Genomic DNA, 24884 nt, shown 5'->3' on the forward strand with positions numbered 1-24884 from the left:
CCATGAACGCCGTACAATTTGACCGGGTCAGTCGCCACTATGGCGAGGTGAAGGCGGTCGATGACATCTCTTTCCAGATCCCCTCCGGGGAATTCTTTACCCTGCTGGGGCCGAGCGGTTCCGGCAAGACCACCTGCCTGCGGATGATCGCGGGCTTCGAGTACCCGAGTGACGGAGAGATCCGCCTGTTTGGCGAACCCTGCTCCACCGTGCCGCCCTATGATCGCAACCTCAACACCGTGTTTCAGGACTACGCCCTGTTTCCCAACATGGATGTGCGCGACAACATCGGCTATGGCCTGATGCTCAAGGGGGTGGCCAAGGCACAGCGCTACCGCAAGGTGGACGAGATGCTGGAACTGGTGCGACTGCCCGGGGTCGGCAAGCGCCGCCCAAGCCAGCTCTCCGGCGGCCAGCGCCAGCGCATCGCCATCGCCCGGGCGCTTATCAACCAGCCACGCATCCTGCTGCTGGATGAGCCGCTGGGTGCCCTCGATCTCAAGCTGCGCGAGCAGATGCAGCTTGAGCTCAAGGCGCTGCAACGCCAGCTGGGCATCACCTTTATCTTCGTCACCCACGATCAGCAGGAGGCGCTCTCCATGAGCGACCGGATCTGCATCTTCAGTCAGGGCAAGATCGAGCAGATTGCCGCCCCCGATACCATCTACGACGCTCCGGCGACGCCGTTTGTGGCCCGCTTCGTTGGCACCGTCAATCTGTTCGAAGGGGAGCAGGCCAGACGGCTGTGCGGCGACGGCAGCCAGATGATGGTGCGCCCGGAGCGGATCCGGCTCGGTGAGGCGGGTGCGCCGGGCTGGTCGGGGGAGATCCGTGAGGTGGAGTATCTGGGGCCCTTCGTTCGTTATCGGGTCAGCCTCGGGGAGCAGCTCGAGATCATCGTTAACCACCCCAATGAGGGACAGGCCCGTCTGGCGCGTGGCAGCAGGGTCAGCCTCAGCTGGCCGGAGCAGGCCATCCATCGCCTGAGTGCCACCCATCAAGGGGCGCAGCCATGAGTGCCCCTCACAGTGCGAGTCTTGCCATGAACCATCAGCCCGAACCTGCCCGTTTCAGGCCGCTGCGGCGCCTCTCGACCCTGCTCTATGGTCGGCCCGGCCTGCTGCTGGCGATCCTGCTGGGGCCGCCGCTGCTGTGGCTCGGCATCATCTATGTCGGCTCCTTGCTGATGCTGCTCTCCAACTCCCTGTTCGGGCTGGACGAGTTCAGCGGTCAGGTGCGCCACGAGCTGGGGCTGCAAAATTTCGTCGCCCTGCTACGGCCGGAGAATCTGGATGTGATCGGCCGCACCGTCGGCATGTCGCTGCTGGTGACCCTGGCCTGCGCCCTGCTCGGTTTTCCGGTTGCCTACTACATGGCACGCTACACCAGTGGCAAGACCCGGGCGCTGTTCTATGTGGGGATCATGCTGCCGCTCTGGTCCAGCTATCTGGTGCGGGTCTACGCCTGGAAGCTGATTTTGGCCAAGGAGGGGGTAGTAAGCTGGCTGGCGGACAGCATGGGGCTGGAGTGGCTGCTCGATGCCATCCTCTCCTTGCCGGTGATAGGTGGCCCGTCGCTCTCCTTCTCGCGACTAGGCACCTTTATCGTGTTCGTCTATGTCTGGCTGCCCTTCATGATCCTGCCCATTCAGGCGGCGGTGGAGCGTATACCGCGATCCCTGCTGGAGGCGAGCAGCGATCTGGGGGCGACACCCGCCCAGACCTTTCGCAACCTGATCCTGCCGCTGGCGTTGCCCGGTGTGGTGGCGGGCTCCATTTTCACCTTCTCGCTGACCCTCGGTGATTACATCATCCCCGGCATCATCGGCAACTCGACCATGTATATCGGTCAGGTGGTCTACATGCAGCAGGGGACGGCGGGCAACTTGCCCTTTGCCGCCGCCTTCTCGCTGGTGCCGATCCTTATCATCGCCATCTATCTGGCGATTGCGAAACGGTTAGGAGCCTTTGATGCGCTTTGACTCTATCGCTTTGAACCGGCAGCAAGGAGGCCGTCATGTCAGCTAGCTCAGTGATCAGTCAGGGAGCGCGCCCTTCGGGCCTGCTCAAGTACGCCGCCATCGGTGGGCTTCTATTCCTGCACTTTCCCATTCTGTTTATCTTCCTCTACGCCTTCACCAGCGAGAGCAAGAGTTACCAGTTTCCGCCCCCCGGGCTCACCCTCAAGTGGTTCGAGGTGACCCTCAATCGCCCCGATGTGTGGCGTGCCATCCAGCTGTCGCTGGAGGTCGCGGGGCTGGCGACGTTGGCAGCCATGATCCTCGGCACCTTGGCGGCAGGGGCCATTGCCCGCAGCCGCTTCTTCGGTCAGGAGGTGGTATCGCTCCTGCTGGTGCTGCCCATCGCGCTGCCCGGTATCGTCACCGGTATCGCGCTGCGCTCGGCCTACGGCTTGATGGAGATCCCGTTCAGCTTCTGGACCATCGTTATCGGCCACGCCACCTTCTGTGTGGTGGTGGTCTACAACAATGCGCTGGCCCGTTTTCGCCGCACCAACCAGAGTCTCATCGAGGCGTCGATGGATCTCGGGGCCGACGGCTTCCAGACCCTGCGCTACGTGATCCTGCCCAATCTGGCCACGGCGCTGCTGGCGGGGGGCATGCTGGCCTTTGCCCTGAGTTTTGACGAAGTGATCGTCACCACCTTTACGGCGGGCCAGCAGACCACCCTGCCCATCTGGATGTATCAGGAGCTGATCCGTCCCCGTGACAGGCCGGTCACCAACGTGGTGGCCCTCATCATAGTGGCCTTCACCACCATCCCCATTTTGCTTGCCTACTACCTCACTCGCGACACCCATGATGTCGCTGGCAGTGGCAAATGATGACTCAACGCGTGCGCAAGGATGCAACCATGAAACTCTCTACCCAACTCTTGATTGATGGCCAGTTTGTGACCGGCGAGGGGCAGGCCGAACCCATTCTCAACCCGGCCAACGGCGAACAGATCGCCGCCGTGCCCGAAGCCTCGTTCGAACAGGTGAACCGGGCGGTGAACGGTGCCCAGCGTGCCTTCGCCCAGTGGAGCCGCACTACCCCTGCCCAGCGCAGCAACCTGCTGCTGCGTCTGGCGGATCTCGTCGAGCGCCACGCCGAGGAGTTTGCGGCGCTGGAATCCCTCAACTGCGGCAAACCCTATCTGGCGGTGCTCAATGACGAGCTGCCCGCGGTGGTGGACTGCTTCCGCTTCTTTGCCGGGGCGGCCCGCTGCCTGCAAGGGCCGCTGGCGGGAGAGTATCTCGAGGGGCACACCAGCATGATCCGCCGCGATCCCATAGGTGTTGTGGGCAGTATCGCCCCCTGGAACTACCCGCTGATGATGGCGGCCTGGAAGATGGCGCCGGTGCTGGCGGCGGGCAATACGGTGGTGCTCAAACCCTCCGAGCAGACCCCGCTCACTGCTTTACGCCTTGCCGAACTGGCCAGCGAGATCTTCCCCCGCGGCGTTATCAACGTCATCTGCGGCCGGGGCGAGAGCGTGGGGGCGCCGCTGGTGGAGCACCCGCTGGTGCGGATGGTGTCGCTCACCGGCGACATCGCCACCGGCCAGAAGATCCTGCAGAGCGCTGCCCGCACCATGAAGCGCACCCACCTTGAACTGGGGGGCAAGGCGCCGGTGATCATCTTCGACGATGCGGATCTGGAGGCCGTGGTGGCGGGCATTCGCACCTTCGGTTTCTACAACGCAGGCCAGGACTGCACCGCCGCCTGCCGTATCTATGCCCAGGGCAAGATCTACGACAAGTTCGTCGCCGCCATGACCGATGCGGTGGCCTCCATCAAGGTGGGCAGCCAGTACGAGGAGGGGGTCGAGATGGGGCCGCTCATCTCGGACAGACAGCGCAACCGGGTCGCCAGCTTTGTCGAGCGGGCCCAGAGCAGCGGTCATGTGGAGGTGACGGCGGGGGGCAAGATCCGCCCCGGCAACGGCTTCTTTTTCGAGCCGACCCTGATCGCCCATGCCCGTCAGGAAGATGAGATCGTGCGCCGCGAGGTGTTTGGCCCCGTGGTGTCGGTGACCCGTTTCAGCGATGCCGAGCAGGTGGTGCAGTGGGCCAACGACTCGGACTATGGTCTCGCCTCGTCGGTCTGGACCCGGGATTTGAGCCTGGCCAGCAAGGTGGCCAGCCACCTGCAATATGGCTGCACCTGGATCAACACCCACTTCATGCTCACCTCAGAGATGCCCCACGGTGGCATGAAAATGTCGGGCTACGGCAAGGATCTCTCCCTCTATGCGCTGGAGGATTACACTGTGCCGCGCCATATCATGGTCAAGCTGTAGTGGGGATTGGTTAGCTGGTTGTCACAATTTATTTACAACTGTTTCAGGCAGCCGACTCATGGGTCGGCTGCTTTTTTTGTTGCCATTTCGTTAAAGTGAAACAGTGATGAAACGGCAAGGTGCCTTGATGTGGCGCCAGAGGATGGAACCGCTATGGCAACCTGTTATACCGCACACCAGCCGGATGCTGACGGGGTGATCCACTACAGCAACGAGGAGCATGGCACCTGGCAGATCCTGATCGAGCGCCAGTTCGCCGCCCTCGATGGCAAGGGGTGTGACGAGTATCTGACCGGTCTCGACAGGCTGGCGCTGCCCCGTGATCGCATCCCCCAGCTGGCCGAGATCAACGCCGTCTTGCAGCCAGCGACCGGCTGGTCGGTGGCGGCGGTGCCTGCGCTCATCTCGTTCGATCGCTTCTTCGCCCTGCTGGCCAACCGCCAGTTTCCGGTTGCGACCTTTATCCGGCGCCGGGACGAGCTCGACTACCTGCAAGAGCCCGATATCTTTCACGAGATCTTCGGCCACTGCGCCATGCTGACCAATCCGGCATTTGCCCACTTCACCCACCTCTACGGTCAGTTGGGGCTGCAGGCGAGCAAGGAGCAGCGAGTTTTTCTGGCGCGGCTCTACTGGTTCACCGTGGAGTTTGGCCTCTTGGCGACGCCGGACGGGCTGCGTATCTACGGTGGCGGTATTCTCTCCTCCATCGGTGAGACAGCTTATGCCCTTTCCGGTCAGCCGCTGCTACAACCTTTCGATCTGCTGAGCGTGCTGCGCACTCCCTATCGTATCGACATCATGCAGCCCACCTATTTTGTGTTGCCGAGTCTCGATCATCTCTATCAGTTGACCGGTGAGGAGATCATGGCAGCTCTGGCCGATGCCAGTCGGCTTGGCCTCTATCCGCCGCGCTTTGAGGTTGCCGCCGGCAAACAGGCGAGCTGACCAAAAGCAAACAACCCAATTTCATATTCATTAATCCAAGCAGGAGTAACCCATGTCCGAACTGGCCAGCCAGCAGTGTGAAGCGTGCCGCGCCGATGCCCCCAAGGTGAGCGATGAGGAGCTGCGCGAGTTGATGCAGCTTATCCCCGACTGGCAGCCGCTGGTGGTGGAGGGGGCGCTGCAACTGCGGCGGGAATTTACGTTTCGCAACTTCAAGGAGGCGCTAGCCTTTACCAACCGCCTGGGCGAGCTGGCGGAAGCGGAGTTCCATCATCCGGCCATCCTGACCGAGTGGGGAAAGGTGACCGTCAGCTGGTGGACGCACAAGATTGGCGGTTTGCATCGCAACGACTTCATCATGGCGGCGCGCACCGATCAGTTGCTCCGGTAATCGCCCCACAGACCAGCGTCATCGGTTGACCCGGGCCTGCCTGCGAAAGCGGGGCGGGCCCGCATTTTTATGGGCTGGCGCTCGCACTGGGGGGATCGAGACTGTATTATCCGCTCATTCATAGAGTTAGCTAGGAAGTGTGTCCCGAATGCGTCTTGAAGTCAGCTGTGAAGACCGCCTGGGCCTGACCCGGGAACTGCTCGACCGCTTGGTGGAGCACAATATCGATCTGCGCGGCATCGAAATCGATACCTCAGGCATCATCTATCTCAACTTTCCCGAGCTGGAGTTCAGCGATTTTCAGCACCTGATGCCGGAGATCCGCCGCATTCCCGGCGTCTACGACGTCAAGACCATCCCCTACATGCCCTCCGAGCGAGAGCACCACGAAATCGAAGCGTTGCTCAAGGCGCTGCCGGATCTGGTCTTCTCCCTCGACAACAAGGGCAAGGTGACCCAGGCCAACCAGTCGGCCCTGACCACCCTCAGCTTGCCGGTGGAAGAGGTGCGCGGCGTCGCGCTCGGTTCGCTGGTCAAGGGCTTCTCTTTCACCCGCTGGCTGGAAGCGAGCGAGATCAAGCCGCAGACCTGCAAGCTCAGTTTCAATGGCGAAGAGTATCTGGCGGATCTGATGCCGCTGTTCGTGGCGGAAGCCCGTGGCAAACAGGCGCTGGCTGGCGCTGTGGTGGTGCTCAAATCTGCCCGCCGGGTCGGCATGCATTTCAGTGCCCTGCATGCGGTGGAAGTGGGGGGCTTTGAGCATCTGCAGGCCGAGAGCCCCAAGATGAAAGAGGTGCTGTCCCAGGCGCGCAAACTGGCGATGCAGGATGCGCCGCTCCTCATCGTCGGCGAGACCGGCACCGGCAAGGAGCTGTTGGCCCGCGCCTGTCACGGTGCCAGCCTGCGCTCCAGTCACCCCTTTATGGCCCTCAACTGCGCCGCCATGCCCGATAACGTGGCCGAGAGCGAGCTGTTTGGTTATGCCCCCGGCGCCTTCGGCAACAACACCGAGGGTAAGCGCGGCGTGCTGGAGCTGGCCAGTGGCGGCACCCTGATGCTGGACGAGATCGGTGACATGTCCCCCCATCTGCAAACCAAGTTCCTGCGGGTATTGCAGGACGGTGTGTTCCGCCGGGTGGGCGACGAGCAGGAGGTCAAGGTCAACGTCCGTTTCATCTGCACCACCCAGAAGCAGTTGCTGGATCTGGTGCATGAGGGCAGGTTTCGGGAAGATCTCTACTACCGCCTCAACGTACTGAGTCTGGCGCTACCGCCGCTGCGCGAGCGCAAGGCGGACATCATGGTGCTGGCCCAGCAGTTTGTCTCCCGCTTTGCCAGCGAGTTGCAGCGGCCCCGCCCGCGCTTTACCCGCAACATGGCCGACTACCTGACCGCTTATCGCTGGCCGGGCAACGTGCGCCAGCTGCGCAACTGTCTCTACCGCGCCATGACCCTGCTGGAAGGGGATGAGCTGGGGCCCGAGCAGATCGACCTGCCGGTGGCGGCCGATACCATGCCGCAGATCGACGAGTGGTTTGAGGGAAATCTCGACGATGCGGTGAAGCGCTTCGAGAGCCAGCTGCTGGCCCGGCTCTATCCCGCCTTCCCGTCGACGCGCCAGCTGGCCAAACGCCTTGGGGTGTCGCATACCGCCATCGCCAACAAGCTGCGAGAATACGGCATCAGCAAGAAGTAAGTGGTGCCGATGCTGACCCACAGATAGCCCGTCATCAGAGGGAGGCATCATGCCTCCCTCACTCTTTAACCCTATCCCCCGCGGTTTGGGCCTCAAATACTCTAAATGAACCTTTGATGCCTTTTGGGGTTGGCGACATTATTTACCCGTGTCGGCCTCGCTGTGCTTGCGCAAGCGGATATTGATCATCTCCACCACCAGCGAGAAGGCCATGGCGAAGTAGATGTAGCCCTTCGGTATGTGCAGATCCATCCCCTCCGCCATCAGGGCAAAGCCCACCAGGGTGAGGAAAGAGAGGGCCAGCATCTTGATGGTGGGGTGGTCATCGACGAAATCGCCGATGGACTTGGCGGCAAACATCATGATGAAGACGGCGATCATGATGGCCAGCACCATCACCGGCACGTGATCGGCCATGCCGACCGCGGTGATCACCGAGTCGAGGCTGAACACGATGTCCAGAATAGCGATCTGGATCAGGGTGCTGATAAAGCCCGAGGCCGCTTTGCTGACGCTCTGTGGCTCGGCCACCCCTTCCAGGGTGACGTGGATCTCGTGGGCACTCTTGCCGATGAGGAACAGGCCCCCCAGCAGCAGGATCAGATCGCGGCCGGAGATGGCTTCACCCAGCACGGTGAAGAGCGGATCGGTGAGGCGCATCACCCAGGCCAGCGAGAGCAGCAGCAGGATCCGGGTACCCATGGCGAGCCCCAAACCCAGAATGCGCGCTTTTTGACGCTGTTCCTCCGGCAGGCGACCGACCAGGATGGAGATAAAGATGATGTTGTCGATACCCAGCACGATCTCGAGCAGGGTAAGGGTGGCGAGTGCGACCCAGGCAGAGGGATCAAGAACCCATTCCAGCATGATTGAACCTTGGTTGAAAATTGGTTGGAAAATTGAAACTGCGCATTTTAGCAGGGGGCGCCACTGCTTGTCCCAGAGGGGGGAAAAGATAAAAATGGTAGCCATCGCAAGGGAGGCAGGCATGTTTCGATTAGGGTTCATCATTAATCCGGTCGCCGGGATTGGCGGCGCAGTGGGGCTCAAGGGCAGTGACGGTGTGGTGGCCGAGGCGCTGGCCCGTGGTGCCGTGCCCAAGGCGCAGGAGCGGGCGCGGCAAGCCTTGTTGCCACTGTGCGAGCTGAGCGTCCCGTTCGAACTGCTGACGGTGGCCGGAGAGATGGGGGAGACGGTAGCCCGATCTTTGGGATTGCCCTGTCGGGTCATCTATCAACCGGCCGGGGAGAGCACCTCGGCTGACGATACCCGCCATGCGGCCGAGCTGATGCGCGAAGCCGGGGTCGATCTGCTGCTGTTTGCCGGTGGTGATGGTACGGCGCGGGATATCTGCGCCGCGGTGGGGGAGTCCTGCCATGTGCTCGGCATTCCGGCGGGGTGCAAGATCCACTCCGGCGTCTACGGAGTGACGCCCGCCGCCAGCGGGCGGGTGGTGGCGCGGATGATCGCAGGGGAACTGCTCAGTCTGATCGATGCCGAGGTGCGCGACATCGACGAGGAGGCGTTTCGCGCGGGCAAGGTGCGGGCCCGCCACTACGGCCAGCTGAAGGTGCCCGGTGATCTGCAGTACGTGCAGGCGGTCAAACAGGGGGGCAAGGAGTCCGAAGAGCTGGTGCTGGCCGATCTCGCCGCCGGCGTGGTGGAGCAGATGGAGCCCGATACCCTCTATCTGATGGGCTCCGGCAGCACGGTGGCCGCCTGCATGGCAGAGCTCGGTCTGGAAAATACCTTGCTCGGTGTGGATCTGGTGGAAAATGGCCGGCTTATCGGGCAGGATCTCAGCGCCGCCGAGATCCTGACCTGGATCCGCGGCCGTCGCTGCCGTCTGATCATTACCCTGATAGGCGGTCAGGGACATCTGTTCGGGCGCGGAAATCAGCAATTGAGTCCAGAGGTGATTCGGTGTGTCGGACTGGAAAATATCCTGGTGCTGGCGACCAAGAGCAAGTTGGCCGTGCTTGAGGGCCGACCGCTGTTGGTGGATACCGATGATCCCAAACTGAACCGTGCGTTGCGTGGTTATCTGCGGATCACCACGGGATACAAGGATCAGGTCATCTACCCGGTGGCCAACCCGGAATAGGACATCAAGGAAGCCGCTGGCCTGGCGCCAGAGAGCCGCAATCAACCGGATTGCGGTTCCATACCCCCGAATTATTTTGCCGGCAACCCCGGAAATGAGGCTGCGTTACATGACGATTCACGATTTTGAGCACAAGGTGTTGGGACTGATCGACGACATGGTTGCCACCGCAACAGACGATGAGTTGTTTGCCGGAGGATACTTGCGGGGGCATATCTCGCTGGCGGTGGCCCGGGCCGAGCTGGAAGGCAAGACCCTGGTGCGGGACGTCAAGAGCTATGTGCTGCGCAGTCTCAACGAGGCCATCTTGCAGGGGGAGCTCTCCGAAGAGGACGAGAAATTGGTACAGGCAATGTGGATTCGTTTGCAGCAGCAGGCAGAAGCTTGATCGGAAACACACTTCAAACAGAAGTTTGAGTTAATTCTTCCCTGAAGTTAGTGAAAGGTTAATAATAAGTTTCGCCTTTTGTTTCAGGGATTAAACTATGGCCCCTTCATCACGCATTGCCAATAAACTGCCGCTCGAGATGCTCTATCACTGGGAGCGGCAGTGTCCTGATCGAACCTATCTGCGTCAAACCATCAACCGAGAATATGTCGACTTCACCTGGGGTGACGTGGCCGATGAGGCGCGGCGGATGGTGACGGCCTTGCGTCACCTCGGCCTGGTTGCTGGTGACAAGGTGGCGCTGCTCTCCAAGAACTGCGCCCAGTGGTTTATCGCCGATCTGGCCATGCAGATGGGGCAGTATGTGAGTGTGCCCATCTATCCCACCGCCAACGTCGACACCATCGAATATGTGTTGCGCCACAGCGAGGCCAAGGCGATCTTCGTTGGCAAGCTGGATGACTGGAAGAGCCAAGAGGCCGGTGTGCCCGCCGATCTGCTGCGCATCGCCTTCCCCTATGACACCATGCCGGCCGGCCACCAGTGGGACGATCTGCTCGAGGCGCATGAGCCCATCCCTGACAGTCCGGTGCAGGCGCCAGACGCCCTGCTCAGTCTGGTCTACACCTCCGGCAGTACCGGCAAGCCGAAAGGGGCCATGCTGAGCGTCGAGCGCTATGCCTGGTCATGCGAGAAGCTGGTGGAGACGGTGAGCCTGAGCCAGGCCGATCGGGGCTTCTCCTACCTGCCGCTGGCCCATATTACCGAGCGGGTCTACATCTACGGCGGCAGCCTCTATGGTGGCGCTATCATCGCCTTTCCCGAATCCCTCGACACCTTTATCGAAGATGTCAAACGCTGCCGTCCCACCGTCTTTATCTCGGTGCCACGGCTGTGGGCCATGTTCCGCATCAAGATCCACGAGAAGCTGCCCCAGAACAAACTGGCGTTGCTGCTCAAGATCCCGCTTATCTCCGGCCTTATCAAACGCAAGCTGCAAAAGGGGTTGGGACTGGATCAGGCCCGGGTACTCGGCTGCGGCTCCGCGCCTGTCTCCCCTGCGCTGCTTGAGTGGTATCTGAGCATCGGCCTCAAGGTGACTGAAGCCTGGGGCATGACCGAGAACCACGCCTACTCCACCATCAACTACCCGTTCCGCGCTGACAAGATCGGCACCGTCGGCAAGGCGGGGATTGGGGTGACCATCAAGATCTCCGACGAGGGTGAGATCCTCTGCCGCTGCGAAGGGATGATGCTGGGTTACTACAAGGATCCCGAGCACAGCGCCGAGGCCATCGATGCCGAGGGGTGGCTCCATACCGGCGACATGGGCAAGCTGGACAAGGAGGGTTATCTCACCATCACCGGCCGGATGAAGGATGTGTTCAAGACCGCCAAGGGCAAGTATGTGGCGCCTGTGCCCATCGAGGGACTGCTGGGGCAGGAGCCCATTATCGAACAGCTCTGCGTGATTGGTTATGGCATGCCCCAGCCCATTGCGCTGGTGCAGCTGGCCGAGAGTGCCATGAAGGGCAATCGGGAGGAGGTCAACGCCAGGCTGGAAGCAGCACGGGTACGGGTCAACGATCGGCTGGAGTCACATGCCAAAATTCGCGGCATTCTGGTGGTGAAGACCCCCTGGAATATCGAGAACGGTGTACTGACCCCCACCATGAAGATCAAGCGTCACCTGCTGGAGCAAAAGTATGCCCATGTGGGGGATCGCTGGCCCTCATCCCAAGTGGTGGTGTGGGAGGAGTAACGCCCCGACGCTGCACCAGGTAACAGCAAACAAGCGCGGCCCGTTATGGGCCGCGCTTGTTTTTGGCGCCGTGTTGGCCGAAGGTGTCAGGTCGCCATGTTGGCGCGAATACGGCCAAACAGGCTCTGCAGACAGGGTTGATCCTTGTCGGCCGCACGCACGGCCCCGTACATGTGGCGGCGCACCCCCTCCCCGAGCGGGCGCGCCTCCAGCAACCCCTGACGGACGAACGCCTCGCAGGCCCAGCGCGGCAGAGCGGCAACGCCAAGGCCAGCGGCGGCCATTTGCAGCATCACCGAGGTGTTGTCCACCGGCTTGCAGCGGGCGGGCTCGACGCAAGCCGGTTGCAAAAACCGGCTGAACACGTCCATGCGTGTCCGCTCCACCGGGTAGACCAGTAGCACCTCGGGGCGCAGATCCGCCGCCGCGATGGCCCGTCGTTGGCAGAGGGGGTGATCCGGCGCCATGACCAGCACCAGCTCATAGGCAAACAGGCGCTCAAAGTGGAGATCGCCGCGCGCCTGCACGTCCGAGGTGAGCAGCAGATCGAGCTGGCCACCGAGCAGGGCGCTGATGGCATCAAAGCCCGGCACCGACTCCACCTCCAGATCCACCCCGGGCCACTGGCGGCGAAAATCGGGCATGAGTGGCAGCAGCCACTGGATGCAGCTGTGGCAATCGAGCGCCAGATGCAATCTGCCCGCATCGCCGCTTTGCAGGGCCTGCAGCTGTTTTTCGCTCTGGGCCAGGGCCGGCAGCACCTGACGAGCGAGCCCCAGCAGCAGGTTGCCCGCGGCCGTCAGCACCAGCGGGCGACTCTTTCTCAGGTAAAGCTCCAGATTGAGGCGGGTCTCCAGCTCTTTGAGCTGGTGGGAGAGGGCGGATTGGGTCAGGTTGAGGGTGAGCGCCGCCCCAGCCAGCGACCCCTGCTCGGCCAGTGCGCTGAGAGTTTTCAGGTGTTTGATCTCTATCCCTGACGTGCTGGGCTGTGCCATCAGCTGGCTCCTTGTGTTATCCCGTGTGGCTCTGCTCTTGAGCTCGGCCGTGGCATGGCCGGACGGCGCCTCTTGATCTCGCGGCTCTATCCTCGCTGGTTAATGGGCTGCCAGTCAGTTGCGGATCCTTTGAGCGCCAGTTGAAGAGGATTCAATAGCCAAGGCCACCTTATCTTGTCATTTTGGATGTGTAAACATCCGGACGGCTAAATCATCCGGTGTCCCATCAGATAAACGAGCATAAGGAAATGGACCTATGACCCTAGCACACACCCTGGGTTTTCCCCGTATCGGCGCCAAGCGCGAGTTGAAATTTGCCCTCGAACCCTACTGGCGTGGCGAGACCAGCCAGGCTGAGCTGGTTGCCGTGGGCAAGCAGCTGCGTGAGCGTCACTGGCAGGTGCAGCAGGCCGCCGGGGTCACACTGCTGCCGGTGGGGGATTTTGCCTGGTACGATCAGGTGCTGGGTACCAGTCTACTGGTGGATGCCGTCCCCGAGCGCCACCGTCATCTCGTGGATGGCAAGAGCGAGACCGATCTCGATACCCTGTTCCGGGTCGCCCGTGGCCGAGCGCCGACCGGCCCGGCGGCGGCTGCCGCCGAGATGACCAAGTGGTTCAACACCAACTACCACTATCTGGTGCCCGAGTTCAGCCGCGATCAGCGCTTCAAACTGGGCTGGTGCCAGCTGTTTGACGAGGTGGACGAGGCCAAAGCGTTGGGGTTGCCGGTCAAGGCGGTGCTGCTGGGGCCCATCTCCTATCTGTGGCTTGGCAAGGAGAAAGAGAGCGACTTCTCTCGCCTTGAACTGCTCGATCGCCTGCTCATCGTCTATCAAGAGATCCTGGCGAAACTGGCCGCCCAGGGAGTGGAGTGGGTACAAATCGACGAACCGGCGTTGGCGCTGGACTTGCCGGACGAGTGGCGGCTGGTCTACCTCAACGCCTACGAGCGCCTCGCGGGCCCCTGCAAACTGTTGCTCACTACCTATTTCGGTTCGGTGGCTCATCAGCGCGACATCATCACCAGCCTGAAAGTGGATGGCCTGCATCTGGATCTGGTGGCGGCCCCCGAGCAGCTGGAGACGCTGGTGCCGCATCTGCCAGCCCAGTGGGTCATCTCCGCCGGGGTGATCAATGGTCGCAACGTCTGGCGTGCCAATCTGGCCAAGCTGGCGCCCACCCTGAAGGCACTGAAAGCCAAACTGGGCGAGCGGCTCTGGGTTGCCTCCTCCTGCTCGCTGCTGCACAGTCCGGTGGATCTGACCCTGGAACAGGAGCTGGATCCCCAGACCCGCAGCTGGTTCGCCTTCGCTTTGCAAAAATGCTTCGAATTGGGGATGCTCAGAGAGTATCTGGATGGGGGCGAGCTCGACAAAATCACCGCCTACAGCCAGCCCATCGTGGATCGGGAGTCCGATAGTCGGGTCCACAAGCGTGCGGTGCAGTCGCGGCTCGCCAGCCTCAGCAACAGCGACTTTGATCGCCACAGCCCCTATCCGATCAGGGCCGAGCTGCAGCGCTCGGATCTCAAGTTGCCGCTGCTGCCCACCACCACCATCGGCTCCTTCCCGCAGACCTCGCAGATCCGGGGATTGCGTCAGGAGTGGCGGGCCGGTCGCATCGATGACGGCGCCTATGAGGCGGGCATTCAGGGGGAGATCCGTGATGCCATCGCGCGTCAGGAGGCGATCGGGCTGGACGTGCTGGTACACGGCGAGGCCGAGCGCAACGACATGGTGGAGTATTTCGGTGAACTGCTGGATGGCTTTGCCATCACCCGTTTCGGTTGGGTACAGAGCTATGGCTCCCGCTGCGTCAAGCCGCCGGTGATCACCCGGGACATCGACCGTCCGACCCCCATGACCCTGGCGTGGACCCAGTATGCCCAGAGCCTGACCGACAAGCCGGTCAAGGGGATGCTGACGGGCCCGGTGACCATCCTCTGCTGGTCCTTCCCGCGGGAAGATGTGAGCCGCGAGCAGTCCGCCCTGCAGATTGGGCTGGCCATTCGTGACGAGGTGGCGGATCTGGAAAGCGCTGGCATCAAGATCATTCAGATCGACGAACCGGCGATCCGCGAGGGCTTGCCCCTGCGCAAGCAGGATCACCAGGCCTATCTCGACTGGGCGGTGCGGGCCTTCCGCCTCAGTGCCAGCCCGGTGGTGGACAGCACCCAGATCCACACCCACATGTGTTACAGCGACTTCAACCTCATTATCGAGGCGGTGGCGGCGCTGGATGCGGACGTGATCACCATCGAGACCAGCCGTAGCCAGATGCAGCTGCTCGAAGCGTTCGAACGCTTCAACTACCCCAACGAGATTGGCCCGGGTGTCTATGACATCCACTCGCCGAACGTGCCGAGCCAGCGCTGGATTGAAGGGTTGCTGCGCAAGGCGGCCAAGCAGATCCCGGCCGAGCGGCTGTGGGTCAACCCGGATTGCGGCCTCAAGACCCGTGGTTGGGAAGAGACTGAGGCCGCACTCAAAGTGATGGTCAATGCCACCAGGGCTCTGCGGGCCGAGCTGGCATAAGTCAGACCACGACAGGGGGCGGGTTGCTGATGGCGGCAAGATGCTCGGTCACGGCCGGGCCCTTGCTTGGCAAACCCCATCAGCAGGCCGCTCGCCGCCATCGGCAATAGCAAAACAAGAGCAACGGGAATACCCAGGAGGGAAGGCGCGAGCCTTCCCTCTTTTTTGTGGCGCTGCTTTGCCGTATGGCGCAACTTGCGGTCTAAACCCACTCGCGGGTTTTGAGCTTGCTCAGGTCGGCGACGATGGGCCAGAACGCGTCGATCAACGGCCCGTTGCTGTGGGGAGGGCGGATCAGCCCTATGGTCCAGCTGGCCTCTTTCTCTTGCAGGGGCAGGGTCAGTACATCCGGGTGCTCTATGGTGGTGGAGGAGGGGACCAGGGTCCAGGCTATGTCGGCGGCTGCGGTAGCCACTCCGGCGGCGAAGTCATTCACATACTGGATATCGCGAAAACGCAGCCCGCTCTGGGCCAGATAGTTCATCAGGTGATCGTAAAACGACGGAGCCTTGTCCCGACGCAGAATGGCCAGCGGCTTGTCCACCAGATCCGCCAGCGCATGCACCTTGCGGTAGCTGGCGGGTAGCACAGCGACGAAGTGGGCCTGCTCCACCGCCATGGCGTGCCACCCCTTGGGGGCGGGCAGACGGCAAAAACCCAGATCCAGCCTGCCTTCACTGAGCGCCAGCAACTGGTGATGGGTGGAGAGATCGTTGAGCTCTATGGTCACCAGTGGCCGCTCGGCGCGAAAACGGGCGATGGCGGCGGGGACCAGCAACTTGGTGGCGACCCCAAAGCCGATGCGCAGGGTGCCGACATTGCCTGCCAGCACCTCACGGGCGCTGCGGCCCAATTGCTCGCTCTGGACGACCACCGCCCGGGCATCTTCATAAAGCGCCCGTCCCAGCACGGTGAATCGGGTGCTGCTGGCGTTGCGCTCGAACAGCTCGCCCCCCAGCGCCTCCTCCAGCCGTTTTATCTGTTTGCTCAGGGCCGACTGGGTAACATGCTGGCGCACCGCCGCTTGGCCGAAGTGCAGCACCTCCCCCAGGGTGACGAAGGCTTTCAGATCCCGTAGTTCCATCAGGGCTCCTTTCATTCCTGTTGGGAATGTTGAGTGGTTGCATTTGTCATTGGACGGAATTTTAGAACTGTTCGATGCTATTGCCAATTCCATTGAGGCGTAGCCAGTCACGCCGGATCAATCGAGGTGGCCTGGGTCACCACAGCAGCAGGAGCAACACCAGATGCATCATCACAAGTTCAACGACTTCCCGACCGATTTTCTGTGGGGCGCCGCCTCTGCCGCCTATCAGGTGGAGGGGGGCTGGAATGCCGATGGCAAGGGCCCCTCGGTGTGGGATCTGTTCACCAAGCTGCCGGGCAAGACCTTCGAGGGGAGCAATGGCGATGTGGCGGTGGATCACTACCACCGGATGGAAGAGGACGTGGCGCTGATGGCCGAGATGGGGCTCAAGGCCTACCGCTTCTCGGTGAGCTGGCCGCGCATCTACCCCGCTGGTCGGGGCGAGGTGAACGAGACGGGGTTGGCCTTTTATGAGAAGCTGATCGACACCCTGCTGGCCCACGACATCGAGCCGGTGCTGACCCTCTATCACTGGGATCTGCCGCAAGCGCTGCAAGACGAATACGGCGGCTGGGAAGACAGACGGATCATCGCCGATTTCGAGCACTACTGTGTGACCCTCTATCAGCGTTTCGCCGGAAAAGTGAAATATTGGGTCTCTCTCAATGAGCAGAACTACAACCTGACCAACGCCTATCAGCTCGGCACCCATCCGCCCGCAGTGCAAGATCGCAAGCGCTTCTTTGCTGCCAACCACATCGCCTTTCTGGCCAACGCCAAGGTCATCAAGGCGTTTCGTGAGCACGTGCCGGGGGGCCTCATCGGCCCAAGCTTTGCCTACTCCCCCGCCTATCCGGCGTCGTGCGACCCGAAAGATATGCTGGCCTATGAAAACGCCGAGGAGTTCAACAACCTCTGGTGGCTGGATGCCTACTGTTTTGGCCGCTATCCGCAGGCTGCATTGGCCTATCTGCGGGAAAACGGTGAGGCTCCCGAGATCCTGCCAGGCGATCTCGCGCTGCTGCGCGAGGGGACGCCCGACTACATCGGCGTCAACTACTACTACACCCTGACCTATACCGATAACCCGCTGGGCGGTCAGACGTTGCAGCGGATCAACACCACTGGCAAGAAGGGCACTACGCCGTCCAGCGGCATCCCCGGCCTCTACAAGACGGCGCCTAACCCGCATCTGGAGACCAGCAACTGGGATTGGGCCATCGATCCGACCGGGATGCGCATCGCCCTGCGCCGCCTCTCGTCCCGCTACGGTCTGCCGCTGATGATCACCGAGAACGGCCTTGGCGAGTTCGACCAGCTGGAGGCGGGTGACAAGGTAAATGATGACTACCGCATCGCCTACCTCAAGAGCCACCTTGTCGCTTGTCAGGAGGCACTGCAAGACGGGGTTGAGCTCTTGGGCTACTGTGCCTGGTCATTTACCGACATCCTGAGCTGGCTCAACGGCTATCAGAAGCGCTACGGCTTTGTCTATGTGGAGCGTGACGAGCTGGGTGGCTCCCTGCGCCGGCTCAAGAAAGCGAGTTTTCACTGGTATAGCCAGGTGATCGCCAGCAAGGGCAAGCAGCTCTGATCGGCAATACGTACTGTGCATGGCGCACGGGCCCGGGTCACCCCCGGGCCCGTGTTGTTTGTGGAAGGGGAGAGGGGATTAGCACCTCTTTGGTCCTCATCTCATGGTGGTCGCCCCTATTTTTGTCCTGCCAAAGCCGCCGACCCCTGCTATTATCTGCGGCCAAACATGAGCCAATAAAAATCAGGATACCGTGATGACAGACCACACTTTTATTCCCGGCAAGGACGCGGCGCTGGAAGACTCTATCGACCGTTTTCAGACCAAGCTGCAAGCTCTGGGGTTTGATATCGAAGAGGCCTCCTGGCTCAACCCCGTTCCCAATGTCTGGTCGGTGCATATTCGGGACAAGGAGTGCTCCCTCTGCTTCACCAATGGTAAGGGTGCCAGCAAGAAGGCGGCGCTCGCCTCCGCCCTCGGCGAATATTTCGAGCGTCTCTCCACCAACTATTTCTTCGCCGATTTCTATCTGGGCGAACAGGTGGCCAACGGCGATTTTGTGCATTACCCGAACGAGAAGTGGTTCCCCATCGAAGGTGATCAGTTCCCGGTCGGTCTGCTCGATAGCTTCACCCGCAAGTTCTACAACCCGGACGGTGAAGTAACCGCCGACATGCTGGTGGATCTGCAGTCAAACAACGAGGAACGCGGCATCGTCGCTCTGCCGTTTGAACGCCAGTCCGACCACCAGACCGTCTACATCCCGATGAACATCATCGGCAACCTCTATGTCTCCAACGGCATGAGCGCCGGCAACACCAAGACCGAAGCGCGCACTCAGGCGCTCTCTGAAGTGTTCGAGCGCCACGTGAAGAACAAGATCATCGCCGAGGGCCTGAGCCTGCCGCTGATCCCGGCCGAGGTGATTGCCCGTTATCCGGGGATCGCCGCCCCCATCGCCGCGCTGGAGGCCGAAGGTTTCCCCATCTACAGCTTCGATGCGTCCCTGGGCGGTCGCTATCCGGTCATCTGCGTGGTGCTGCTCAACCCGAGCAATGGCACCTGCTTTGCCTCCTTCGGTGCTCACCCCCGCTTCGAAGTGGCCTTCGAGCGGACCGTCACCGAGCTGCTGCAGGGGCGTGGTCTGAAGGATCTGGACGTGTTTGTCCCGCCATCGTTTGATAACGAGCAGGTGGCGGATCACCACAACCTCGAGACTCACTTCATCGACTCATCTGGCCTCATCAACTGGGATCTGTTCAAACAGGATGCGGACTTCGAGTTTGCCGACTGGGATTTCCGCGGCACCTCTCAAGAGGAGTTCGATCACCTGATGGGCATTTTCCACGAGCTGGAGCAGCCGGTCTATATTGCCGATTACGTGCATCTGGGGGTCTATGCCTGCCGCATTTTGGTGCCGGGTATGTCCGATATCTATCCGGTGGAAGATCTGTTGTTGGCCAACAACAACATGGGCGCCAACCTGCGCGAAGTGATCCTGGCGCTGCCATCACTGGAGTGGGAAAGCGATCAGTACATGGCGTTGTTTGATCAACTGGATGAAGAGGGGCATGACGAGCGTACCCGGGTACGCGAGCTGCTGGGCATCGCCGCCGCCAAGGGCACCGCGCTGCATACCCTGCGTGTCGGTGAGCTGAAAGCCATGCTGGCGCTGGCTGCCGGAGAGTTGGAGACGGCGCTGGATCTCATCGACTGGACCATGGAGTTCAACCAGTCGGTGTTCACGGCCGAGCGAGCCAGCTACTACCGTGCGTTGCGCGCCTGTGTCGAGTTGTTCCTCGACGAAGAGCGGGATCCGGAGCAGTATCGCGCCGTCTTCACCCGCATGTATGGCGAAGCGACCCTGGCACAGGCCTGGGCCAACGCCAGCGGTGAAGCACGCTTCTACGGGCTGGAGGTGGCTGACTTGTCGCTGGCCCAGTTCCCGCTGCATCAGAAGCTGCTGGCCGTCTACGAGAAGCTGCAAAACGCCAAGCGTGCCCATCACTGGGCGTGATCGTTGCTGTAAAGGAAGGGGCCGTGTGGCCCCTTCTGTTTATCGTGCGGCAAGGCACGGGATTGTTATTCAAAGATGAAATAAAAAACAAAAAATACCCCTAAGGGGGTTGATGACAGGGCAGGAGGGTGCTGCCGAGCTGCAAAGATATCTTGCCAATACCATATTTTCATGATTGGAAATAAATTCTTTAAAATCATTACATTAAAAATGCGACATTTCTGTTTCAGCTGATACCTGGTGTAAAGTGGCGTAGCCATCACACTAAAATATTTGTAGTAAAATTACATTCGCACTCTGATAAACTTGATCAATGTCAATTTTGGCTATTTGGCCCTTTGTTATGATTTCAACAGGCAAAACATTCAGGTAGAAAATAATTGAAAGCTGAATCCCCATTCGATTGTCTCAAGCCCGAAGCCATCGCTGCACTGGCTGAAGACATCACCTATGCCAAGGCCACCAAGCCGGCATACAAGGTCATTCCACTGGCCATTACCGCAGGCGCTTTCATCGCCATCGCATTTATCTTCTACATCACAGTGACTACCGGAACCGGTTCCATGCCTTGGGGTATGGCCAAGCTGGTTGGCGGTCTCTGCTTCTCACTCGGACTTATCCTCTGTGTGCTGCTTGGTGCCGAGTTGTTCACCTCCACCACCCTGACGCTGGTAGCCAAGGCTGCCAATCGCATCAGCTGGGCTCAGCTGCTCAAGAACTGGGGTCTGGTCTACTTCGGTAACCTGATCGGTGGTTTGCTGATGGTTAGTCTCATCATCATATCGGCGGAATACACCGCTGCGGATGGTCAGTGGGGTCTCAATGCCCTGAAAGTGGCCCAACACAAGATTCATCACACCTTCTTCGAAGCGGTGGCGCTGGGTATCCTCTGTAACCTGATGGTCTGTCTTGCTGCCTGGATGGCCTTTGGTGCCCGCAGTGCGACTGACAAGGTAGTGGTGATGCTGTTGCCGGTTGCCATGTTTGTTGCATCAGGTTTCGAGCACAGCATCGCAAATATGTTTATGATTCCGGTTGGTATCGCTATTCACAGCGTGGCTGGTCCGGAATTTTGGCAGGCCATCGGCCAGGATCCGGCAACCTTTGCTGACCTGACCGTATCCAACTTTGTCCTACACAACCTCATCCCTGTCACCATTGGCAATATCATCGGTGGTGGCGTGATGGTTGGTCTGACTTACTGGTTTATCTTCCGTCGTCATCATTAAGGATGATTGCGGGATACTACATCAATACCGTGTGAGGTAATGAAAAATGGCAGAACTTAACGAACAGTTCCAAAAAGCATGGGAAGGCTTCGCGGCCGGTGAATGGCAGACCTCTGTCAACACCCGTGACTTCATCCAGAAGAACTACACCCCGTATGAAGGTGACGAGTCCTTCCTGGCTGGCGCGACCGAAGCGACCACCAAGCTGTGGGACAAGGTCATGGAAGGGATCAAAATCGAGAACCGCACTCACGCGCCGGTCGATTTTGATACTGACCTGCCCTCCACCATTACCGCACACGATGCCGGTTATATCGATCAGAGCCTGGAGCAGATCGTTGGCCTGCAGACTGACAAGCCGCTCAAGCGCGCCATCATCGCCAACGGCGGTATCAAGATGGTTAAAACGTCTTGCGAAGTGTACGGTCGTCAACTGGACCCGATGGTCGAGAAGATCTTCACCGAGTACCGCAAGACTCACAACCAGGGCGTGTTTGACGTTTACACCAAAGACATCCTGAACTGCCGTAAGTCTGGTGTTATCACCGGCCTGCCGGATGCCTACGGCCGTGGCCGTATCATCGGTGACTACCGTCGTGTTGCTCTGTACGGTGTTGACTTCCTGATGGCCGACAAACTGGCCCAGTTCAAGTCCCTGCAAGCTGACCTGGAAAACGGCGTCAACCTGGAAGCCACCATCCGTCTGCGCGAAGAGATCTCCGAGCAGCACCGTGCTCTGGCACAGATGAAGGTGATGGCTGCCAAGTACGGTTGCGATATCTCCGTACCGGCTTCGACCGCCAAAGAAGCCGTACAGTGGACCTACTTCGCCTACCTGGCGGCAGTCAAGTCCCAGAACGGTGCCGCCATGTCCTTCGGTCGTACCTCCAGCTTCCTGGACGTGTACATCGAGCGTGACATCCAAAAAGGCGTACTCACCGAGCAAGAAGCCCAGGAGCTGATGGACCACATGGTCATGAAGCTGCGTATGGTTCGCTTCCTGCGTACTCCGGAATACGATTCACTGTTCTCCGGCGACCCGATGTGGGCGACCGAGACCCTGGCTGGTATGGGCGTTGACGGCCGTACTCTGGTCACCAAGAACAGCTTCCGTATGCTGAACACCCTGTACACCATGGGCCCGTCCCCTGAGCCGAACCTGACCATCCTGTGGTCCGAGAAGCTGCCGGTCGGTTTCAAAAAGTACTGTGCCAAGGTATCCATCGAGACCTCTTCCGTTCAGTACGAGAACGACGATCTGATGCGTCCGGATTTCAACAACGATGACTACGCCATCGCTTGTTGTGTATCCCCGATGATCGTTGGTAAGCAGATGCAGTTCTTCGGTGCTCGTGCCAACCTGGCCAAGACCATGCTGTATGCAATCAACGGCGGTATTGACGAGAAGCTCAAGATCCAGGTCGGTCCGAAAACCGAGATGGTCAAGTCCGAGTTCCTCGAGTACAACGACGTGATGGATCGTCTGGATCACTTCATGGATTGGCTGGCCAAGCAATACGTTGCTGCGCTGAACATCATCCACTACATGCACGACAAGTACAGCTACGAAGCCTCTCTGATGGCGCTGCACGACCGTGACGTATATCGCACCATGGCGTGTGGTATCGCTGGTCTGTCTGTAGCCGCTGACTCCCTGTCTGCCATCAAGTACGCCAAGGTCAAGCCGGTTCGTGACGAAGATGGCGTTGCCATCGACTTCGAAATCGAAGGCGAGTACCCGCAGTTCGGTAACAACGACGCTCGCGTCGATGACATCGCCTGTGACCTGGTCGAGCGCTTCATGAAGAAGATTCAGAAGCTGAACACCTACCGTGGTGCCGTGGCTACCCAGTCCGTGCTGACCATCACCTCCAACGTGGTGTACGGCAAGAAGACCGGTAACACTCCGGATGGCCGTCGCGCCGGTGCGCCGTTCGGCCCGGGTGCCAACCCGATGCACGGTCGTGACCAGAAGGGTGCCGTTGCTTCCCTGACTTCCGTTGCCAAGCTGCCGTTTGCTTACGCTAAAGATGGTATCTCTTATACCTTCTCCATCGTTCCGAACGCCCTGGGTAAAGATATGGAAGCCCAGAAAGCCAACCTGGCTGGTCTGATGGACGGTTACTTCCACCACGAATCCAACGTAGAGGGTGGTCAGCACCTGAACGTCAACGTGATGAACCGTGAAATGCTGCTGGACGCCATGGAAAACCCGGAGAAATATCCGCAGTTGACCATCCGCGTATCCGGTTATGCCGTTCGCTTCAACTCTTTGACCAAAGAGCAACAGCAAGACGTCATCACCCGTACCTTCACCGCTTCTCTGTAATCGAGACATAGTGAGCAAAAACCGGCGCCAAGGCGCCGGTTTTTTTATGCATGTGATTATGGGGGAGTGGACTTACATCCAGTTCCATCGCAATCACAAAAGTTGTTATGGGGCATTTGAACGAAAAGCCCGCGCAATTCCGCTCCTTTAGGGGCGGGTCAAGCGGGAGGTAAATTAGTTTTTTTCAGGGCCTTGGATCTCTGCACGGCCTGTTCGCTCGGAGGGGTGTTTTGCTCCTTAATATACTGCTTTATCACCTCCAACGTAGCCCCCCCGCATGACACCACGCAATAACTGGGCGACCAAAAATGGTTGCCCCATAACATCGGCTTTATCCGCTCCCAGAACTCCCTGCGTAGCATATACGATGACTTTCCTTTTAACTTGCCGACCAGATTAGAGACTGAAACCTTCGGGTGGATCGCCACCATCATATGGATGTGGTTATGCTCGCCGCCAAACTCCAATAGCTCACAATCCATCTGCTCACACGTCTCCGCGATGATGGACTTGGTTCGCTCCAGCATTTCCAGTGTAAATACTTCTCGCCGATACTTAGTAACAAAGACTAGGTGCGCATGATTTTTAAAGATGCAGCTTCTACCTGTGCGCCAGTCGTACATTTTAAACCTCATACTAGATTGACATCGTGGCGTGAATGGTACTAATCTTTACCAAAATTGACAACATTTGGAGGCGAAGTGGACAAAGTGACCATTCCATGCTCCGGCGGATGTGGGCGCACAGTGACCTTGCGTAGAAGCAAGGTTAAAAAAGCCGATTATTACCTCTGCCAGTCAAAAGAGTCGGGGCACCTATGTCAGCAAAAACTCCCTCCATTGCAGCCGGGGAAAGTTCGAATAGTAGAGATGAATGCCGCCGCACATTTTTGGGGGTACACAGACGAGGTGGCCAGCGCGGAAGATGTTGCATCCATAACCCGTGCGCGTGAAATTCTCGCCGCTGGGGTTGTGCAACTGGCACTTAAGAAAGCGGCCAAATAATGCTGACTGGCATCAAGCTACGCGCCAATCCGAACGCGACTCAAAAACAAACGTTGAGTCAATGGATGGGCTGCGCTCGCGTGATCTGGAATTGCAAGGTGGAAGAAGAAAAATACCACCGCACCTATGCCCGAAAATATTGCACCATTGGTACTTATCCACCGATTGACCAAAAAGCAGCCCAATTCAAATCCGAAGAATTAACACCATGGCTATCAGACTGCCCAAGTCAAATTCTGCGCAACAGCGCGGTTAACTGGTATCAAACCTATCAGAAGTTCATGAAGGGCCAGTGCGGGCGACCAAAACGCAAATCCAAGACCGACAAGGGATCCGTTTATCTCACCCGCGAACTGTTCAGTTTTGACCACTGCCCTGACGGCAATGTTCGGCTGTTCATCGGCACCAAGACCAATAATATTGGCTACCTGTCCTACAAGGCGCACAGTAAATTCGAGATCCCGAATTCGCTCTACGTCCGTAAGGAGCGGGGCCAATATTATGTGTCTTTCTGCTACGAAAATGGCGTGGATGAAATATCTTCCTGATTACCCATGATT

21 protein-coding genes are annotated in these 24884 nt (G+C 59.6%); 17 read left to right on the forward strand and 4 right to left on the reverse strand.

Annotated features, from left to right (window positions below; genetic code table 11):
* Nucleotides 1–2: 2 nt before the first annotated feature.
* The 7 genes from BN1125_RS00165 to tyrR all read left to right on the forward strand — a co-directional run bounded on the left by BN1125_RS00165 (nt 3) and on the right by tyrR (nt 7339).
* Complete coding sequence (locus tag BN1125_RS00165; protein WP_042009644.1) at nt 3–1016, forward strand: ABC transporter ATP-binding protein; 1014 nt, start codon at nt 3–5, stop codon at nt 1014–1016.
* Nucleotides 1013–1981 carry an ABC transporter permease gene (locus BN1125_RS00170; protein ID WP_005346227.1) on the forward strand — a complete coding sequence of 323 codons (969 nt, stop codon included), beginning with the start codon at nt 1013–1015 and terminating at the stop codon, nt 1979–1981. The genes BN1125_RS00165 and BN1125_RS00170 overlap by 4 nt, the downstream gene beginning before the upstream one ends.
* Before the next feature lie 35 nt (nt 1982–2016).
* Entirely contained in the window at nt 2017–2844 is an 828-nt protein-coding gene (locus tag BN1125_RS00175) for an ABC transporter permease (protein WP_042009648.1), read from the forward strand.
* A gap of 29 nt (nt 2845–2873) precedes the next feature.
* A complete protein-coding gene (locus tag BN1125_RS00180) occupies nt 2874–4304 on the forward strand; it encodes a gamma-aminobutyraldehyde dehydrogenase (RefSeq protein WP_042009651.1) in 1431 nt (476 codons plus the stop codon).
* Between the two features lie 153 nt (nt 4305–4457).
* Nucleotides 4458–5252, forward strand: a complete 795-nt coding sequence (gene phhA, locus BN1125_RS00185) for a phenylalanine 4-monooxygenase (RefSeq protein WP_042009652.1) — start codon at nt 4458–4460, stop codon at nt 5250–5252.
* Between the two features lie 52 nt (nt 5253–5304).
* The gene (locus BN1125_RS00190; protein ID WP_021231380.1) at nt 5305–5643 is read left to right on the forward strand and encodes a 4a-hydroxytetrahydrobiopterin dehydratase; all 339 of its coding nucleotides are present in this window, start codon (nt 5305–5307) and stop codon (nt 5641–5643) included.
* Between the two features lie 148 nt (nt 5644–5791).
* Nucleotides 5792–7339 (forward strand): transcriptional regulator TyrR, encoded by a 1548-nt coding sequence (gene tyrR, locus BN1125_RS00195; RefSeq protein WP_042009653.1) that lies wholly within the window; start codon nt 5792–5794, stop codon nt 7337–7339.
* A gap of 138 nt (nt 7340–7477) precedes the next feature.
* Here the strand turns inward: tyrR and BN1125_RS00200 are convergent, their stop codons facing one another.
* Complete coding sequence (locus BN1125_RS00200; protein WP_042009655.1) at nt 7478–8206, reverse strand: TerC family protein; 729 nt, start codon at nt 8204–8206, stop codon at nt 7478–7480.
* Nucleotides 8207–8327: 121 nt separating this feature from the next.
* On the opposite strand from BN1125_RS00200, the gene BN1125_RS00205 reads away from it, so the two are divergent.
* The 3 genes from BN1125_RS00205 (at nt 8328) to BN1125_RS00215 (ending at nt 11593) form a co-directional block, all read left to right on the forward strand.
* Nucleotides 8328–9443, forward strand: a complete 1116-nt coding sequence (locus BN1125_RS00205; RefSeq protein WP_042009656.1) for an ATP-NAD kinase family protein — start codon at nt 8328–8330, stop codon at nt 9441–9443.
* 109 nt (nt 9444–9552) lie between these two features.
* Nucleotides 9553–9831, forward strand: coding sequence for a YfcL family protein (locus BN1125_RS00210; protein ID WP_042009658.1), 279 nt, complete (start codon nt 9553–9555; stop codon nt 9829–9831).
* A gap of 97 nt (nt 9832–9928) precedes the next feature.
* A complete protein-coding gene (locus BN1125_RS00215) occupies nt 9929–11593 on the forward strand; it encodes an AMP-binding protein (protein ID WP_042009659.1) in 1665 nt (554 codons plus the stop codon).
* Nucleotides 11594–11679: 86 nt separating this feature from the next.
* On the opposite strand, the gene BN1125_RS00220 is transcribed toward BN1125_RS00215, so the two are convergent.
* Entirely contained in the window at nt 11680–12588 is a 909-nt protein-coding gene (locus tag BN1125_RS00220; protein WP_042009661.1) for a LysR substrate-binding domain-containing protein, read from the reverse strand.
* Between the two features lie 256 nt (nt 12589–12844).
* On the opposite strand from BN1125_RS00220, the gene metE reads away from it, so the two are divergent.
* Entirely contained in the window at nt 12845–15124 is a 2280-nt protein-coding gene (gene metE / locus BN1125_RS00225) for a 5-methyltetrahydropteroyltriglutamate--homocysteine S-methyltransferase (RefSeq protein ID WP_042009663.1), read from the forward strand.
* A gap of 202 nt (nt 15125–15326) precedes the next feature.
* Here metE and BN1125_RS00230 read toward each other — a convergent pair whose 3' ends face one another.
* Nucleotides 15327–16208 (reverse strand): LysR family transcriptional regulator, encoded by an 882-nt coding sequence (locus BN1125_RS00230; RefSeq protein WP_042009664.1) that lies wholly within the window; start codon nt 16206–16208, stop codon nt 15327–15329.
* Nucleotides 16209–16371: 163 nt separating this feature from the next.
* Between BN1125_RS00230 and BN1125_RS00235 the strand changes: the two genes are divergently transcribed.
* The 4 genes from BN1125_RS00235 to pflB all read left to right on the forward strand — a co-directional run bounded on the left by BN1125_RS00235 (nt 16372) and on the right by pflB (nt 23320).
* Nucleotides 16372–17805, forward strand: coding sequence for a glycoside hydrolase family 1 protein (locus BN1125_RS00235; RefSeq protein WP_042009666.1), 1434 nt, complete (start codon nt 16372–16374; stop codon nt 17803–17805).
* A 196-nt stretch (nt 17806–18001) separates the two neighbouring features.
* On the forward strand, nt 18002–19762 hold the full coding sequence (gene ycaO, locus BN1125_RS00240) for a 30S ribosomal protein S12 methylthiotransferase accessory factor YcaO (RefSeq protein ID WP_042009667.1): 1761 nt from the start codon (nt 18002–18004) through the stop codon (nt 19760–19762).
* Nucleotides 19763–20142: 380 nt separating this feature from the next.
* Nucleotides 20143–20991, forward strand: coding sequence for a formate transporter FocA (gene focA / locus BN1125_RS00245; protein WP_042009669.1), 849 nt, complete (start codon nt 20143–20145; stop codon nt 20989–20991).
* 46 nt (nt 20992–21037) lie between these two features.
* Nucleotides 21038–23320 carry a formate C-acetyltransferase gene (gene pflB, locus BN1125_RS00250; protein WP_042009671.1) on the forward strand — a complete coding sequence of 761 codons (2283 nt, stop codon included), beginning with the start codon at nt 21038–21040 and terminating at the stop codon, nt 23318–23320.
* A gap of 158 nt (nt 23321–23478) precedes the next feature.
* Here pflB and tnpA read toward each other — a convergent pair whose 3' ends face one another.
* Nucleotides 23479–23943 (reverse strand): IS200/IS605 family transposase, encoded by a 465-nt coding sequence (gene tnpA, locus BN1125_RS00255; protein WP_084202207.1) that lies wholly within the window; start codon nt 23941–23943, stop codon nt 23479–23481.
* 78 nt (nt 23944–24021) lie between these two features.
* Between tnpA and BN1125_RS18205 the strand changes: the two genes are divergently transcribed.
* On the forward strand, nt 24022–24324 hold the full coding sequence (locus tag BN1125_RS18205; protein WP_208854201.1) for a hypothetical protein: 303 nt from the start codon (nt 24022–24024) through the stop codon (nt 24322–24324).
* The gene (locus BN1125_RS00260; RefSeq protein WP_042009679.1) at nt 24324–24872 is read left to right on the forward strand and encodes a helix-turn-helix domain-containing protein; all 549 of its coding nucleotides are present in this window, start codon (nt 24324–24326) and stop codon (nt 24870–24872) included. Before BN1125_RS18205 ends, BN1125_RS00260 begins: the two co-directional genes overlap by 1 nt.
* Nucleotides 24873–24884: the final 12 nt, after the last annotated feature.

Source organism: Aeromonas fluvialis (genome assembly GCF_000819885.1).
Taxonomy (GTDB): Bacteria; Pseudomonadota; Gammaproteobacteria; order Enterobacterales; family Aeromonadaceae; genus Aeromonas; species Aeromonas fluvialis.